Origin of the sequence: Sphingobium sp. DEHP117, from assembly GCF_030867385.1 — a bacterium.
In the GTDB taxonomy this organism is placed as follows: Bacteria; Pseudomonadota; Alphaproteobacteria; order Sphingomonadales; family Sphingomonadaceae; genus Sphingobium.
In genome coordinates this window covers 18,692-33,788 of record NZ_JAPFBJ010000004.1, presented here as the reverse complement: position 1 = coordinate 33,788, position 15,097 = coordinate 18,692, and the positions used below count along the sequence as shown (strand labels likewise).

The window sequence follows — 15,097 nt, the reverse complement described above, 5'->3', positions numbered from 1 at the left end:
CCTTCGTTCAAAGCTGGAATATCTTGCCGGGGTTGAACAGGTCCTTCGGGTCGATCGCACGCTTGATCAGCCGCATCATTTCGACCGCGTCACCCAGTTCGTCGACGAGGAACTGCTGCTTGCCCAGACCGATGCCATGTTCGCCGGTACAGGTGCCGTCCATGGCGAGCGCGCGGGCGACGATCCGGTCGTTGAGTGCCTCGACCTCGATCATCTCCTCCGGCCTTTTGGGATCGATCGCGAAGATCACGTGGAAATTGCCGTCGCCGACATGGCCGAGGATCGTCGAGGGTACCGACGACGTCGCAAGATCTTCCTTGGTCTCGACGATGCATTCGGCGAGGCGGCTGATCGGCACGCAGACGTCGGTGGTCCAGCCGACCGCGCCGGGGCGCTGGTTGACCGCGGCGTAATAGGCCTCGTGCCGCGCTTTCCACAGCCGGTTGCGTTCTTCGGGCAGGTTCGACCAGAGGAACTCGCCGCCGCCATTATAGCCGGCGATCTCGCGCACCGTCTCGACCTGCTCCTCGACATAGCGTTCGGAGCCGTGGAATTCGAACAGCAGGGTCGTCTTTTCGGGATAGTCGAGCTTCGAATAGGCGTTGCAGGCCCGAACCTGCGCATCGTCGAGGATCTCGATCCGCGCGACCGGCACGCCGATCTGGATCGACTGGACGACGGTGTCGACCGCGCCCTTGAGGGTCTCGAAGGAGCAGACCGCCGAGGAGATCGCCTCGGGAATGCCGTGCAGGCGCAGGGTGATCTCGGTGATGATGCCCAGCGTGCCTTCGGCGCCGATCATCAGACGGGTCAGGTCGTAGCCCGCCGCCGACTTGCGCGCCCGGCGCGCGGTACGGATCACCTTGCCGTCGGGGGTGACGACGCGCAGCGACAGGATCGCCTAGCGCATCGTACCGTAGCGCACCGCGTTGGTGCCGGACGCACGGGTCGACGCCATGCCGCCGATGGTGGCGTTGGCCCCGGGATCGATCGGGAAGAACAGCCCCTGGTCGCGCAGATGTTCGTTGAGCTGTTCGCGCCGCACCCCCGCCTGGACGGTGCAGTCGAAATCCTCCTGGTTCACCTCGAGGATCGCGTTCATCTCCGACAGGTCGATCGTGAGGCCGCCCTTGACCGGGGTGACGTTGCCCTCGAGCGAGGTGCCGGCGCCGAAGGCTATGATCGGTACCTCGGCGGCGACGCACAGCCTGACCAGCGCCGCCACCTCTTCGGTCGAGCGAACGAAGGCGACCGCATCGGGCAGCACCGGATCGAAATGGGTCTCGCTCGACCCATGCTGGAGGCGGATCGCCTCCCCGGTGCCGAGCCGGTCGCCGACCACCGCACGAACCTCGTCGAGGAAGCCCGTGGGCAGCGGCTTGCGGTCGAAATTGGGCAGGGGCGCGGTCATGGCCTGTCTCAATATTTGAAGGAGGCGCGGACGCCGTAGCGACGACGATCCCCGATGATGCCCAGGTCGGAAGCCGCCGGCAGGCCCGCGAGCAGGGACGCCGTCTTCTCGATGTAGCTCTCGAAATACTTCTTGTTGAGCAGGTTGTTGCCGAAGATCGCCAGCTCGAACGGACCGGTCTTGTAGGTGATCGAGCCGTTGACCAGCGCATAGCCCTTCAGGAAGGTCGGCGTGGTCTCGTTGAGCGTCCCGGCGAGGCGCTTGCCCTTGCCCTGCACGCCGGCGCTGAAGGTCAGCGTGTCGTCGCCGATCGGCACGGCATAGTCGCTCGACAGGCTGAACATGATGTCCGGCTGGAAGGTGAGGCGGTCGCTCGAAAGCGTGCGGCCGGTGACGGCGGTATAAGGCGAACTGTCCGTCAGGCGGGCGTGCATGTAGGTGAGGCTACCGCTGATCGTCCATTGCTGGGTCGGCCGCACCAGCCCTTCGAGTTCGACGCCGTAGCTTTCGACATCGCCGCTGTTCAGGTCGACCTTGACGAGGCCGGAGGGGAGAGCCGGCGCGACCGAGTTGGGGCCGATATAATCCTTATAGTCGTTGTAGAAGACTGCGGCCGACAGCGAGAGCGCGCGGGTCGAATATTTGGTCCCGGCCTCGTACGTCCAGGCGGAGTCGCCCTTGTAGGTCCGGAATGGCGCGTTGGGGGCGTTGAAGCCACCGCCACGATAACCGCGCGCCACCGAGGCGTAGCTCATCATGCTGGTGTTCCAGTGACGGGTCACGGTCAGCTTGGGCTGGACCTGATCCGATTTGAGGCTGGCATCGGGGAGCGCCGCCCCATTGACGGTGCCCGAAGCCTTGCGGCTTTCATGGTCGTACCGCAGGCCGAGGGCCACTTCCCAATCGATGTTGGGCTTCCAGAATAGCGTGCCGAACGCGGCGTAGGTATTTCCCACGCGCTTGTCGGTCTGCCGTACCACGGCATTTCCGGCGATGACGATAGTGCGCGCCAGCGAGGCCGAGGTCGTTTCGCGGCTGTAGAACAGGCCGAACAAGGTCGAGATCTGGTCGCTCAAGTCGCTGTCGAGGCGAAGCTCGGTCGTTGTCGTGCGCAGGCGGTCGGGGCTGTTGTCGCGGACCGCGTTCAGCGGGCCGAAGTCGGCGTCCGAGTCCGGCGAAACGGTGTTGCGCAGGTCATAGGCTGCCTGAAGGGTCAGCTTGCTGGCGAGTGCTTCGATCGGGGTTTCGATCTTCGCATTGACGCCACGATATTTGTAATTGGCGACACCCAACGCGTTGAACTGGTTGGTGCGCAGATAGTCGGTCGGGCCGGTGACGCGGGCATAGGGGCCATTGGTGCCTTTCACCCAGTCATAATAGCCGCCGATGGTGATCGTCAGGTCTTCGGTTGGCGTCGCGCGGATGGTGGCGTTGATCGAGTCGGTGTTGAACTTGTTCGACTTGCCGCCGATTATGACGTTGTTGATGAAGCCGTCCTGTTCGCGGTGCGACCCGGCGACACGGACCGCCAGCTTGTCTTCGACGATCGGTCCGGCCACCGAAGCGCCGACCTGCCAGGCGTTGTCGGGGCCGGCATAGCTCGCCATGCCGCGCGCTTCGAAGACGTTGCCCGGCTGGCGGGTAATGACGTTGATCGCGCCGCCGAGCGTATTCTTGCCGTAGAGCGTGCCCTGCGGGCCGCGCAGCACCTCGATCCGTTCGACGTCGTTCAGCGGGTTGTTGAGATAGGCGGTGTTGGGACGATAGATGCCGTCGACAAACAGGCCGACACCCGGCTGCACGGTGCTGACGATGGTGACGCCGACGCCGCGGATCGACACGATGGCGCGGCCGGCACCATCGCTGTTGATGTTCAGACCCGGCGACAGAAGGGCTGCCTCGCGGACCGAGTTGATGCTGCGCTTCGCCAACACGTCGCCGGAAACGGCGGTCACCGCGACCGGAACGTCGAGAAGGGTTTCGTTGCGCTTGCGGGCGGTGACGATGATGTCCTGGATGATGTCCTGATCGCCGGTCGCTTCCTCGGCCGCGGCGGGGGCGGCCTGCTGCGCGACGGCCGACGAGGCGGCGAGCGCGACGAACGCACATCCCGAGACGAGCATGGTGGTGAAGCGCATCTGTGGTCCTCTCCTGAAACGCGCCGACCTTTGATGATCTGGCGCCAACCAATGAAGAGGACCTATCCGATAGCTTACCTTTCAGAAAGGTCCTGATGCACCGCCGGCTTTGCCGATCGGCTCGGACAATTGACCGGCCCGATCAAGTGTCTGAAATCAAGGAAGAAAGGTCGCCGCCGGCAGGCGTGGTTCGGAACGGGCGAGTCCGTCCGAAATCGAATAGACCAGCCTTTTCTCGCGGTCGAACGGCGACCAGGGCAGGTTGCCGTCGCGGGCGAAGTCGACCCAAAGCCGATGCATGCGATCGGCGAGCTGCTGCGGCGGGGCTTCCCCGACCAGGCCCTGCGCGCCCGTCGCGGTCGCGAGCGTGTCGAACACGAAGGGCAGTTCGACCGCGTGGCAGGAGCCGAGCTCGCCCTTGAAGGCGGGCGAGCGCCAGTCGAACTCGTACATATGCGTCCGGCCCTGATGCTCCTCGGCGAAACGGCGCGCGGGCCAGCGGAAGACGAGGTCGTTCATCGCGTCGGTCAGCGCCTGTCCGGGCTTCACGCCATGCTTCCCCAGGCCATAGGCCTTGAGCACCCTGCGCGCGCCCGGTTGCGATCGGCTGAGCAGGAATGTCGCGAGCAGGCCACCGATCTTGTCGCGCACCCCGGAGGGGACGAGGAAGAGATTCATCTCCTCCGCATTGGTGCCGATCAGGACCTCGACATCGCTCCCCGCGCCGCGCCGCAAAGCTTCGAGCGGTTGGAGCGGAAGGACGTCGTCGCCATGGACGGGCAGGAAGCGACTGAGGCCGAACATCGGCTCATGCCCCCTCGAATCGCGCAGGTCGATCCGCGCGGTCGGCGCCGATATCTGCTCGACCGCGTCGAGCGCATCGCCCGGCGCCACGCTGGCGAAGCCGGCCCGGTCGGGCGTCACCCGCAGCAGCTTGGCCAGCTTCTTGACCAGTCGCTGCATCACCGGGATCTCGCGGGTCATGCCGGCATGGCCGCTCTGGATGATAGCGCGGCGGAACAGGCCTTTGGCGAGCGGGGAAGCGATCAGGTCGGCGATCGCCATGGCGCCCGCGGACTCGCCGAACACCGTGATATTGCGCGGATCGCCGCCGAATGCCGCGGCATTCGCGCGCACCCACTGCAGCGCTGCGATCATGTCGCGCAGGCCCAGATTGGTGGGCACGCCCGGGATTGGAAGGAAGCCGTCGATGCCCATGCGGTAGTTGATCGCGAAACAGACCAGACCGGCGCGGGCGAAGGCGGCGCCGTCGCTGATCGACACGTCCTTGCTGCCGATCACGAAGCCGCCGCCGTGGATCCACACCATCACCGGCCGGCCGCCGCCATTGGCCTCGGGCGTCCAGATATTGGCCGACAAATAATCGTCGCCCTGAACCCAGCCGCTGCCGATCAGCGGTGTGACGTCGAGGCCGGGGAATGCCTTGACCCGATGGGGGGCGTTGGGGCCGGGGTCGACCGCGTCGCGCACGCCTTCCCAGGGTTCGGCGGGCGCGGGGGCGGCGAAGCGACGGTCGCCCACCGGCGCGGCCGCATAGGGAACGCCGCGGAAGCGGCGAACGCCCGCTTCGATTGTTCCCCGCACCGTTCCAGCGGTCGTGTCGACGATCGCTCTAGCCATCATGATCTCCTGCACATTTTCGTTCTACCTAACGCATATACGCACCACGGTGCCCGCTATTGCAGTGTGCAGACCGGCTCTATCTGGATGCGCCCCGTCTTGCGGGCCGGAACTTCGGACGCTCCCCGGCGTCGAACGGCGGGACGCTAGGCTCGTTTCGGGCACCGCTTGAAATTGCGGGTCCGCGTTTCCTTATTACGGGGGAGCGGCCGTGCCCCACGGCACACCCCCGGCCGCCGAGAGAGGACGTCACATGAATTCTGGCCGATCGCGGGATTGGATGTGGGCGGAAGCCGTCGACCTGATCGACCGCGTGCAGCGCCTGCATCAGCAGGCCTTCGCCCCGTCGCGGGCGAGCGGCGGCGCGCCCAGTTGGGAGCCGCCGGCCGACATGCTCGAGACCGAGGGCGAACTGCTCGTGCTCGTCGCGCTGCCCGGGGTCGACCTCGACCAGACCGAGGCGTTCATCGACGACGGCGTGCTGGTCGTCCGCGGCTACCGGATCCTGCCTCCCGAACTGCGCATCGCCAAGATCCATCGGCTCGAACTCCCGCAAGGCCGGTTCGAACGACGCCTGCCGCTGCCGCCGGGCCGCTATGACTCGGTTCGCCGGTCGAGCGGGCTCTGTTGCAAAAATCGTGAAGCTTGAGCATGCTTGGCGGAGATTGGACGGACGGAACGATGACGGATTTCAAGTGGCGCCATTTCCAGGGTGATGTGATCCTGTGGGCGGTGCGCTGGTATTGTCGCTATCCGATCAGCTATCGCGACCTTGAGGAAATGCTGGCGGAACGCGGCATTTCGGTCGACCATACGACGATCTATCGCTGGGTCCAGTGCTACGCCCCGGAGATGGAGAAGCGGCTGCGCTGGTTCTGGCGGCGTGGCTTTGATCCGAGCTGGCGCCTGGATGAAACCTACGTCAAGGTGCGGGGCAAGTGGACCTACCTGTACCGGGCAGTCGACAAGCGGGGCGACACGATCGATTTCTACCTGTCGCCGACCCGCAGCGCCAAGGCAGCGAAGCGGTTCCTGGGCAAGGCCCTGCGAGGCCTGAAGCACTGGGAAAAGCCTGCCACGCTCAATACCGACAAAGCGCCGAGCTATGGTGCAGCGATCACCGAATTGAAGCGCGAAGGAAAGCTGGACCGGGAGACGGCCCACCGGCAGGTGAAGTATCTCAATAACGTGATCGAGGCCGATCACGGAAAGCTCAAGATACTGATCAAGCCGGTGCGCGGTTTCAAATCGATCCCCACGGCCTATGCCACGATCAAGGGATTCGAAGTCATGCGAGCCCTGCGCAAAGGACAGGCTCGCCCCTGGTGCCTGCAGCCCGGCATCAGGGGCGAGGTGCGCCTTGTGGAGAGAGCTTTTGGCATTGGGCCCTCGGCGCTGACGGAGGCCATGGGCATGCTCAACCACCATTTCGCAGCAGCCGCCTGATCGGCGCAGAGCGACAGCCTACCTCTGACTGCCGCCAATCTTTGCAACAGAGCCGTGGCGCTCAACCGCAAGGCCATGTCGCTCAGCAAATACGCGACCAACCATGGCTATCAGTTCGGCCGCCGGCCGCGCCGCGCCGTGACGCTCGAAGCGCTCTTGGCCACGAACTGACCCGGGCTCGGGCGCCGAGCCATTCGCCCGAGCCCTTCCACGCCCGCCAATCAGAACGTCGCGATGCCGCGCGAAGCGGCCCCGTGACCGGGGATCTCTCATGCCGCCGCAGGATCGACACATCAGGAACGTCCTGAAACTCTTCGATGCGCATTGCTATCGTCACGACCGCTACACGCTCTTCTCCGACTGCATGGAGCTCATAGCGATCAGCATCTCGAACAGCGTCGACAGCCGATCCCGGGAAACGCGCGAGGCGCGCTATCTCGAGATCGTGGGACGATATGAGCAGCACACCATCGAGATGTTCCCTCGCGTCTTCGGAGAGATCACAATGGCACTGGAGGAAGCGCCAGGGGACGTCCTCGGGAGCATCTTCACCGCGCTCGAGATCCACAACAAGAACCGTGGGCAATTCTTCACGCCCTATCCGGTTTGCCAGATGATGGCACAGGTCACGCTTGGCGATGCCAAGGACGCCCTGGCGCTGATCGACGACAAGGGTTTCGTCAGCGCGATGGAACCCGCCTGCGGTGCCGGCGCCATGGTCATTGCTCTCGCCGAAGCGATGCGCGCCGCCGGGATCAACTATCAGCGCCATCTCCACGTGACGGCGATCGATATCGACCAACGCGCCGTACACATGGGCTATATCCAGTTCTCGCTGCTCCACATTCCGGCCCACGTGATCGTTGGTAACTCTCTCAGCAACGAGGTCCGCGAACACTGGTTCACGCCGGCCCACATCCTCGGCGGCTGGGGCGCCAGGCTTGCCAGCCAGGAACGCTTGGTCGAACAACCCCCGCGATTTTTTACTGAAACGACACCGGAACGCACAACCCACGATAAGCAAGCCCAAGAGCCAAGGACCAGAACGGTCGGCGAGCAGTTGACCCTATTCTGAATTGCAATCCCGCCAGCGCGCCTCGGCTCTGGACATCACACTCTGAGGCGGGCTCTGGATCACCAATATACCCGGAACCTCCGGTCAGAGCGATCATAGGGCTGTTCGAAAATCGCTGCCCGCACCTTCTCCGCGATCTCTTTGAGCGTGGCGAACATCCGATTGATTTCGGACAGATCGCTGAGCTGTTCCGGCCCATATCTCACCATGAGATAATCGCGCTGATCGCTCAATCGGACCAGATGCTCCGCGGTACGGCGCCGGAGAGACAATCCCTTCTCGACAGCCAACCGCGTCCGTTCGGCGAGATCATGCTGCAATCCCCGGACCTGCTTTCGATCGACCGAATGAAAGAGCAGAAACGCATTGAGGTAAGTCTCGATCGACTGAATGGCGCACAGCCTAGCCGGGGTGGACGAGACACTCCGGCCTTTCTCGATCTGCGGCAGCAGCCTGTGCGCGGCATCCCAGTAGGCGTCGGCCAAGGTCATGACCGTACCAACCGACGCCTCCGTGCCGGGATAGGACGGGGTGCGAGTCTCGATCAGCCCCGGAGGTGTTGTCGAGCGCCGCGTCGAAATATCTTGATCCGATGGTCCCTTTTCCAAACCGGCCGTCTCCCCAGAGGAAGTCCTATTAGGCGGGCTGCCCTTCGGTGGATTTCGGACTTCCGCGACGAACCGGCGCAGATTTCGTCGCCTTTGCCGATGCGGCAGCGCTGGACCCCTTGGGCTTGCGGCCAAGTCCGATGCTCTTGGCGAGCGTGCGACGCTGCTCGGCGTAATTGGGCGCGACCATCGGATAGTCGGCCGGAAGATTCCACTTCGAACGATAGTCCGCCGGCGTCATCTGATAGTGCGTCATGAGATGACGCTTGAGCATCTTGAGCTTTTTGCCGTCTTCCAGGCAGACGATGTAGTCAGGTTTCACCGAGGCACGCACGGATACCGCCGGCTCCTGCTTTGTCTCGGGCGCCGTTTCACTTTTGCCGAGATTGCTCAACGCTCCGTGAACATTCTGGATCAGGGACGGCAAATCCGCCACCGCCACGCTGTTGTTCGTCACATGCGCCGCGACGATATCAGCGGTCAGGGTAATCAGCGTGCTATCGTTTTCCGATACGTCGCTCATGATGATCTTGCCTTCTCTGGTTGAAGAACCCGGAAGACTATTCGCTACCGGGAACATGGCGCCCTGTGAAGTTCCCAAAGGCTCACAGGAGCACCTATTCACCCGCGCCAAACAGGGACGTACGATATCTGATCGCGTCCAAACCCGAACATTCCGTAAATCCCTTCATGTCGATTCATGTCCAAAGAAGAGGGGAATGGGCCGGGGAGACCGGTCGGAGGCCAAGCGCCTTCGACCCCTTCCACCCGGGAGCCAGGACATGGAGACCTCACGAAGCCAGCGATGGCGGGAACGCCGCGCCTTATGGGCGACGGACTCTCTCATCATCAATCCGAAGGCCTATTCGGTCGACATCATCGATCACGCCGTAGCGCGTACGTTCATCGCCGAGCATCATTATCTGCCGAGCTATCCGGCAGCCCAGGTCGCAGTCGGCCTCTTTGGACTCCGCGCGGTCCTGGCAGGCGTGGCCGTCTTCGCGGTTCCCGCGACCGACGCCGTCATCACCCGGCACACGGGCTTCACCGATCCGGCAAAGGGATGCGTTCTCGCACGCCTGATTCTTCTCGACCGGGTCCCGCAGAACGGGGAAAGCTTCTTTTGCGCACGGGCCTTCCGACTGCTTCGCCAGGCGCGGCCAGCGATCGAAGCCGTCGTTTCCTACAGCGACCCCGAATTCGGGCATACCGGCCGGGTTTACGCCGCTCTTTCCGGGGCGCACCGGGGCACCACGCGCCCGCGTACAGTCCTTCGCGCCGCAGGCCAGACGATCTCCGATCGGACGCTTTCGAAGATCCGGCTCCGCGAACGCGGGATGGATGGCGCCATCGACCAGATCGTCCGCCTCGGTCTACCGGCGCCCGGCCTGCGCGAGAGCCCAGCCGCATGGCTCGCCCGCCTTCAGGCCGAGCAGCTCCTGACCCGCCACCGCCAATCCGGACTCTTCACCTACTGCTTCGAGCTCACCCGCAACGCGCGCCGACAGGGCCGCGCACTCCCGCGGTTGCCCTATCCTAAACTATTGCCGGGGCCGTGATCGCTCTCAGGCCTTGACGCCTTCGACATAGGTGATCGCCTCACCGACCGTCTGGTTCTTCTCCGCGTCGGCATCGGGGATCGCGATTCCGAATTTCTTCCTCGATCGCCATGACCAGCTCGACGACATCCAGGCTGTCTGCCCCGAGATCATCAATGAAATGGGCGTTGGGCATTACTTTCTCGCGGTCGGCGCCAAACTGATGCGCCACGAAATCGCTGACCCGATGGCTACGTCACCCCAAGCGACCCTCCCGCGGAGCGGGCTCGTGCTCTGCGCGCAACCTGTTCCACAAGGTCTACATGCAGAACCTGACAGTTCAGGCGGGCAATAGCGGCCTGATCGTCGGCACTCCGAGCGAACCCCGGCTGATCGGGGTGACTCTGAGGCTGCACAATTAAACCAACCCGTCTCTAAAACGCTCGAATTTCGAGACGCATGCGGCCTACATGAGCTATCCGCTCCCCAGGTTAGGCCGTTACCGCTGGCTGTATTTCAGGTCGATTGCGCCCATCGCCAACGCGGAGGGAGAACCTCCCTCGCGCGCTATCTCCTCGTCAACGCAACGCTGCCTCGGGCTTCGAGTGTCTTTCGGCCGCACAGGCACGGTATAGACCTCGCCGTAGCCCGGCACGATGACCGTGCGCGCAACCGCGCGAGGATCGTCTGTCGGCGCGGGCTGAACAAGAACAGTGCCGCGGCCTGGCAGATATAACATGCGCGGTTGCGGGGCTGCCGGCTTCTGGTCAGAGGACTGCGCGGCTATCGGCGCAGTCGCGCCGATCGTGAGCGCGGCTGTCGCCGCCAAAGCCAATAATTCTATGCGGGCCACAGTGAGGCAAATTGGCCGGGGTGCGGTTTTCATCAAGTTAACGCCCCAATTGCTAGAGGAGTGGCCTGCCCTCTGCGAGGGAGTCCAGAGCAGTACGATCATGGATTAGGATGCGTCGTCCGATACTTGTGAGCAGGCCGGCCCTGGCCCAGGCGGAGAGCATTCGGCTCGCAGTGTGAAGGGTCGTTCCCGAGAACTCCGCCAGGTCCTTACGACGTAGCGGGAACGCTACCTCGTCGCCACCATCGTTACGGATCAGGCGCAGGAGCGCACGGGCGAGACGCTGATCGGCGCGCTGGGTGGCCAACTCGCGGACCCGATCCTGAAGTTCGATAAGCCGCGTCCCGATCACTCGAATGACGTTCAGCGACACCTGCGGATATATGCCGATCAGCACTACTATATCCGCCTCGCTCCAACTGAGGACGACCGACGCCTCCGCTGTGATCGCGTCCGCCGGAAGAAGGTGGTCAGTGAAGAGAGGCACTGTTCCGAACATTTCGCCGGAGCCGATAAAGCGAATGATCGCCTGCCCGCCATCACTGCCGGTCTGGATGATTCTCACGCTGCCCTTCGCCACCGCATAGGCCCGCTCGGCACGGGCTCCTTGCTCGAAAATCCTCGCATGTTTTGGCAATCGTTCGATGCGTGCGCAGGCATGGGCATGCACCAGCGCTTCGTGAGGCAGATCGCGAAATAGCTCCACCGCGCCGATAATCTTCAGGTGTGAAGCAAGGCCTCGGGTCTGAACGATGATTTGCCTCCTGCCTTCTCTCGTTCGGGTCGATCTAGTCGAAATAACAGAGCCGAGTTTGCGCCAGCGCAAACCGGCTCGCACCGACAGCCTCTACAAGCAAACTGTTATCATGAAGAGGATCGTCGTGACCAAAGCATTGTCTCCCCAAACCATGACGTTGGTCAAAGCGACGGCGCCAGCCCTTCAACAGCATGGCGTGGACATCACCACGCGCATGTATCAGCGGCTATTTGTCGATCCCGAGATCAAGGCGCTGTTCGACATGGCCGCGCAGGAGTCGGGCGCGCAACCCAAGCGCCTTGCGGCGGCGATCCTGGCGTTCGCCCAGAATGTGGACAAGCTCGACGTCCTGAAACCGGCGATCGAGCGGATCGCCGGGCGGCACGTCGATACCCATATCAAACCAGAGCATTATCCTGCGGTCGCCAATGCCTTGCTGCCGGCCATTCGCGACATCCTGGGCGAGGCCGCGACGGACGAAATCCTGGCGGCATGGGGCGAAGCCTATTGGTTCCTCGCCGACATTCTGATCGCGCGCGAGGCCGAGCTTTATGACGAGGCCCAGGCCGCATGACGGGGCCGGCGCCCTACAGCTCGTCGCCGGTGTTCGATCAGGACACATTGCCGGCGGCGCTGCGCGCGCGCCATGACACCAAGGCGGGGGTGTGGGGACTGATCCGCGTCCTCGAAGGTGAACTGAAGCTCACCTATCTCGAGCCGGCGTCGGAAGTCATCCTGAAGCCCGGTCATCCCGGTCTGATCGAACCGCAGCAGCCGCATTTCGTGACCCCGCTGGGTCCGATGCGGATGCAGGTCGAATTTTACCATGAGCCGCCCCCGAAGAGCTGATGATCGCGGACGATTTCACTCTTGCGCGCGTGATCCATGTCGTCGCCGTCCTGTTCTGGATCGGCGGCGTCGCCTTCGTGACGCTGGTGCTGATGCCGGCCGTGCGTGCCGGCAATCCGCCCGCTGAGAGGCTGGCGGCATTTCACCGGATCGAAGGCCGCTTCGCGCCGCAGGCTCGGCTGTGGGTTCTCCTTGCCGGCGCTAGCGGCTTCTGGATGACCTGGCGGGCGGACCTGTGGGAGCGTTTCGCCGATCCCCGCCTCTGGTGGATGCAAGCGATGGTGGCGATCTGGCTGGTGTTCGTCGCCATGCTGTTCGTCATCGAGCCGCTTTATCTGCACCGCCGCATGGCCGCTTCCCCCGATCCGGCGGCCGACTTCGCACGCATGGAGCGTATGCACCGTCTGCTGCTGGCGGCATCGGTCATCGCGCTGATCGGCGCCGTCGGCGGCAGTCACGGGCTTTTCTAAAGGAAGAGGGACGGGGAACGATGTCGACGACGAAACGGCTGTGGATCGGCCTGGCTGCCGTCATCTTCGCAGGATTCGCGGTGATGCTGTGGCTCGGGTCGGACCTTATGCGTACCGCGCCGCCGATCCCCGAACGGGTCGTGACCGCTTCCGGGCGCACCGTCTTCACACGCGACGATATCGAGACCGGCCAACAGGTTTGGCAGTCGATGGGCGGCCAGCAGCTCGGCAGCGTGTGGGGTCACGGCGCATTGATCGCGCCCGACTGGTCCGCCGACTGGCTGCACCGGGAGGCGCTGGCCCAGCTCGACGCCGTTGCCCGCACGAAGGGCGCGGCCAGCTTCGACATGCTGTCGCTGGCAGATAAGGCGGCTTTGCAGGCCGAGCTACGTCCCGGCTTCCGTGCCAACACCTATGACGCTGCGACCGGCACGCTGACGATCAGCGACGCGCGCGCTGCAGCGATCGCCGGCGTGGCAAGGCATTATGACAGCCTGTTCTCCGCTGACCCGGCAACGCGCGATTTGCGCGTCGCCTACGCCATGAAGGAGAACACACTTCCCGATCCGGCGCGGCGCAGGGAACTCGCGGCCTTCTTCTTCTGGACAGCCTGGGCGACCGTGACCGATCGGCCCGGCGATATGGTGAGCTTTACCAACAACTGGCCCTCCGAACCGCTGGTCGGCAACGTGCCCACGTCCGGCACCTTCATGTGGTCGCTTTTCAGCATCCTCTTCATGCTCGCCGGCATCGGCCTTCTCGCGTGGCACTATGCGGTCTGGCACGGCAAGGAACCGCCGCTCACCCCGCCCGCGGCCGATCCGCTCAAGGGGATCGTTCTGACACCCTCGATGCGTGCCAGCGCCAAATATTTCTGGATCGTCATCGCGCTCCTGCTCGCGCAGATCGGCCTGGGGGCGGCGACCGCGCATTATCAGGTCGAGGGCCAGCATTTCTACGGCATCAACCTCGCCGACTGGCTACCCTACAGCCTGACTCGAAGCTGGCACACCCAGCTCGCGGTGCTGTGGATCGCGACGGCCTGGCTCGGCACCGGCCTCTATATCGCGCCCGCCATCTCCGGCCATGAGCCGCCGTGGCAGCGCGCCGGTGTCAACTTCCTGTTCGTCAGCCTGATCGTCATCGTCGTCGGCGCGTTCGCCGGACAATGGCTGGCGGTGATGCAGAAGATGGGCCTCACCGAAAACTTCTGGTTCGGGCATCAAGGCTGGGAATATGTCGATCTTGGCCGGTTCTGGCAGATATACCTCTTCATCGGCCTGCTGCTGTGGCTCTTCCTCGTGGGTCGCGCGCTCTGGCCCGCGATCCGGCGCCGGGATGAGATGTCCTCGATCGTCGGCCTGCTGTTCCTCTCCACGGTGGCGATCGGTCTCTTCTATGGCGCGGGGCTCATGTATGGCGCGCGCAGCCACCTGTCCGAGGTTGAGTATTGGCGTTGGTGGGTGGTCCATCTCTGGGTCGAGGGCTTCTTCGAGATTTTCGCGGTCGCCGTCATCAGCTTCCTGTTCGTAAAGCTGGGGCTGGTGCGCGGCCGCACGGCCACGGTCAATGTGCTGTTCGCGACGATCGTCTTCCTGTCGGGCGGCGTGCTTGGCATGTTCCACCATCTCTATTTCGTCGGCACGTCGATGGCGGGCGTGGCGCTCGGCGCCAGTTTCTCCGCGCTTGAGGTGGTCCCGCTCGCGTTAATCGGCCTCGAGGCGATGGACACCTGGTCGCACAGTCGCGCGACGCCGTGGATGGCGCGCTACAAATGGCCGATCATGTTTTTCCTCGCGGTGAGCTTCTGGAATCTGGTCGGCGCCGGCCTGTTCGGCTTCCTCATCAACACGCCGATCGCGCTCTATTACGTCCAGGGACTCAACCTGACCCCGCTGCACGGCCATACCGCGCTCTTCGGCGTCTATGGGATGCTCGGCATCGGCCTGATGCTCTTCTGCCTGCGCGGCCTGCGCGATCATATCCATTGGAACGAAGGCTGGCTACGCGCGAGCTTCTGGTGCTTCAACATCGGGCTTGCCCTGATGGCCCTGCTCACGCTGCTGCCGATGGGCGTGCTGCAACTTCAGGCGGCGCTCGATCATGGCTACGCCTATGCGCGGTCGGCCGCGTTTATGGATCGGCCGCTGATCCATTTCCTCGTGTGGATGCGCACCCCCGGCGATGTGGTATTTGCCGCTGGCGCGCTGCTGCTGACGGCGTTTGTCGCGCTGCAATGGCTTCGGCCCATACCGGAAGTACCCGCCTCTACTGCAAAGGCGAACGAACAGAGCGTTTGACTAACACCTAC

General features: G+C 63.8%; 14 protein-coding genes and 2 pseudogenes. 8 read left to right on the top strand and 8 right to left on the bottom strand.

The window, feature by feature from the left end; all coding sequences use genetic code 11:
* Positions 1-7: 7 nt before the first annotated feature.
* From OOT33_RS16120 to OOT33_RS16110, 3 genes and pseudogenes are all read right to left on the bottom strand, one after another.
* Positions 8-1,411 (bottom strand): annotated as a pseudogene (locus OOT33_RS16120) (FAD-binding oxidoreductase).
* Positions 1,412-1,419: 8 nt separating this feature from the next.
* Positions 1,420-3,549, bottom strand: coding sequence for a TonB-dependent receptor domain-containing protein (locus tag OOT33_RS16115; protein ID WP_307751027.1), 2,130 nt, complete (start codon positions 3,547-3,549; stop codon positions 1,420-1,422).
* Between the two features lie 156 nt (positions 3,550-3,705).
* Entirely contained in the window at positions 3,706-5,190 is a 1,485-nt protein-coding gene (locus OOT33_RS16110; RefSeq protein ID WP_307751028.1) for a carboxylesterase family protein, read from the bottom strand.
* A gap of 280 nt (positions 5,191-5,470) precedes the next feature.
* On the opposite strand from OOT33_RS16110, the gene OOT33_RS16105 reads away from it, so the two are divergent.
* The 3 genes from OOT33_RS16105 to OOT33_RS16095 all read left to right on the top strand — a co-directional run bounded on the left by OOT33_RS16105 (position 5,471) and on the right by OOT33_RS16095 (position 7,711).
* Positions 5,471-5,839, top strand: a complete 369-nt coding sequence (locus tag OOT33_RS16105; protein ID WP_307751037.1) for an Hsp20/alpha crystallin family protein — start codon at positions 5,471-5,473, stop codon at positions 5,837-5,839.
* A gap of 32 nt (positions 5,840-5,871) precedes the next feature.
* Entirely contained in the window at positions 5,872-6,636 is a 765-nt protein-coding gene (locus tag OOT33_RS16100; RefSeq protein ID WP_001389365.1) for an IS6-like element IS6100 family transposase, read from the top strand.
* 271 nt (positions 6,637-6,907) lie between these two features.
* Positions 6,908-7,711 carry an N-6 DNA methylase gene (locus tag OOT33_RS16095; RefSeq protein ID WP_011950478.1) on the top strand — a complete coding sequence of 268 codons (804 nt, stop codon included), beginning with the start codon at positions 6,908-6,910 and terminating at the stop codon, positions 7,709-7,711.
* A 59-nt stretch (positions 7,712-7,770) separates the two neighbouring features.
* Here the strand turns inward: OOT33_RS16095 and OOT33_RS16090 are convergent, their stop codons facing one another.
* Both OOT33_RS16090 and OOT33_RS16085 read right to left on the bottom strand, forming a co-directional pair.
* Positions 7,771-8,202 (bottom strand): hypothetical protein, encoded by a 432-nt coding sequence (locus OOT33_RS16090; RefSeq protein ID WP_017183262.1) that lies wholly within the window; start codon positions 8,200-8,202, stop codon positions 7,771-7,773.
* Between the two features lie 145 nt (positions 8,203-8,347).
* Positions 8,348-8,842 carry a MucR family transcriptional regulator gene (locus OOT33_RS16085; RefSeq protein WP_017183261.1) on the bottom strand — a complete coding sequence of 165 codons (495 nt, stop codon included), beginning with the start codon at positions 8,840-8,842 and terminating at the stop codon, positions 8,348-8,350.
* 259 nt (positions 8,843-9,101) lie between these two features.
* Here OOT33_RS16085 and OOT33_RS16080 point away from each other — a divergent pair, with 259 nt between their 5' ends.
* Positions 9,102-9,878, top strand: coding sequence for a hypothetical protein (locus OOT33_RS16080; protein ID WP_011950475.1), 777 nt, complete (start codon positions 9,102-9,104; stop codon positions 9,876-9,878).
* 6 nt (positions 9,879-9,884) lie between these two features.
* Here OOT33_RS16080 and acpP read toward each other — a convergent pair.
* From acpP to OOT33_RS16065, 3 genes and pseudogenes are all read right to left on the bottom strand, one after another.
* A pseudogene (gene acpP / locus OOT33_RS16075) lies at positions 9,885-10,089 on the bottom strand (acyl carrier protein).
* A gap of 267 nt (positions 10,090-10,356) precedes the next feature.
* Positions 10,357-10,743, bottom strand: a complete 387-nt coding sequence (locus tag OOT33_RS16070) for a hypothetical protein (protein ID WP_230461522.1) — start codon at positions 10,741-10,743, stop codon at positions 10,357-10,359.
* A 19-nt stretch (positions 10,744-10,762) separates the two neighbouring features.
* Positions 10,763-11,416, bottom strand: a complete 654-nt coding sequence (locus OOT33_RS16065) for a Crp/Fnr family transcriptional regulator (protein ID WP_129927364.1) — start codon at positions 11,414-11,416, stop codon at positions 10,763-10,765.
* 202 nt (positions 11,417-11,618) lie between these two features.
* On the opposite strand from OOT33_RS16065, the gene OOT33_RS16060 reads away from it, so the two are divergent.
* From OOT33_RS16060 to OOT33_RS16045, 4 genes are read left to right on the top strand one after another with little or no spacing between them, the layout of a single operon-like run.
* A complete protein-coding gene (locus OOT33_RS16060) occupies positions 11,619-12,041 on the top strand; it encodes a globin domain-containing protein (protein ID WP_017183257.1) in 423 nt (140 codons plus the stop codon).
* Positions 12,038-12,316 (top strand): DUF1971 domain-containing protein, encoded by a 279-nt coding sequence (locus OOT33_RS16055; protein ID WP_011950472.1) that lies wholly within the window; start codon positions 12,038-12,040, stop codon positions 12,314-12,316. Before OOT33_RS16060 ends, OOT33_RS16055 begins: the two co-directional genes overlap by 4 nt.
* A complete protein-coding gene (locus tag OOT33_RS16050) occupies positions 12,316-12,786 on the top strand; it encodes a membrane protein (protein WP_011950471.1) in 471 nt (156 codons plus the stop codon). The genes OOT33_RS16055 and OOT33_RS16050 overlap by 1 nt, the downstream gene beginning before the upstream one ends.
* 20 nt (positions 12,787-12,806) lie before the next feature.
* Positions 12,807-15,086 carry a nitric-oxide reductase large subunit gene (locus OOT33_RS16045; RefSeq protein ID WP_011950470.1) on the top strand — a complete coding sequence of 760 codons (2,280 nt, stop codon included), beginning with the start codon at positions 12,807-12,809 and terminating at the stop codon, positions 15,084-15,086.
* Positions 15,087-15,097 lie beyond the last annotated feature (11 nt).

What these genes read in the sequence shown, in the direction of transcription:
- OOT33_RS16055 (WP_011950472.1), top strand. Translation starts at nt 12,038, where the DNA reads ATGACGGGGCCGGCGCCCTACAGCTCGTCGCCGGTGTTCGATCAGGAC.
- OOT33_RS16080 (WP_011950475.1), top strand. Translation starts at nt 9,102, where the DNA reads ATGGAGACCTCACGAAGCCAGCGATGGCGGGAACGCCGCGCCTTATGG.
- OOT33_RS16060 (WP_017183257.1), top strand. Translation starts at nt 11,619, where the DNA reads ATGACGTTGGTCAAAGCGACGGCGCCAGCCCTTCAACAGCATGGCGTG.
- OOT33_RS16085 (WP_017183261.1), bottom strand. Translation starts at nt 8,842, where the DNA reads ATGAGCGACGTATCGGAAAACGATAGCACGCTGATTACCCTGACCGCT.
- OOT33_RS16115 (WP_307751027.1), bottom strand. Translation starts at nt 3,549, where the DNA reads ATGCGCTTCACCACCATGCTCGTCTCGGGATGTGCGTTCGTCGCGCTC.
- OOT33_RS16045 (WP_011950470.1), top strand. Translation starts at nt 12,807, where the DNA reads ATGTCGACGACGAAACGGCTGTGGATCGGCCTGGCTGCCGTCATCTTC.
- OOT33_RS16110 (WP_307751028.1), bottom strand. Translation starts at nt 5,190, where the DNA reads ATGGCTAGAGCGATCGTCGACACGACCGCTGGAACGGTGCGGGGAACA.
- OOT33_RS16090 (WP_017183262.1), bottom strand. Translation starts at nt 8,202, where the DNA reads ATGACCTTGGCCGACGCCTACTGGGATGCCGCGCACAGGCTGCTGCCG.
- OOT33_RS16100 (WP_001389365.1), top strand. Translation starts at nt 5,872, where the DNA reads ATGACGGATTTCAAGTGGCGCCATTTCCAGGGTGATGTGATCCTGTGG.
- OOT33_RS16050 (WP_011950471.1), top strand. Translation starts at nt 12,316, where the DNA reads ATGATCGCGGACGATTTCACTCTTGCGCGCGTGATCCATGTCGTCGCC.
- OOT33_RS16070 (WP_230461522.1), bottom strand. Translation starts at nt 10,743, where the DNA reads ATGAAAACCGCACCCCGGCCAATTTGCCTCACTGTGGCCCGCATAGAA.
- OOT33_RS16095 (WP_011950478.1), top strand. Translation starts at nt 6,908, where the DNA reads ATGCCGCCGCAGGATCGACACATCAGGAACGTCCTGAAACTCTTCGAT.
- OOT33_RS16105 (WP_307751037.1), top strand. Translation starts at nt 5,471, where the DNA reads ATGTGGGCGGAAGCCGTCGACCTGATCGACCGCGTGCAGCGCCTGCAT.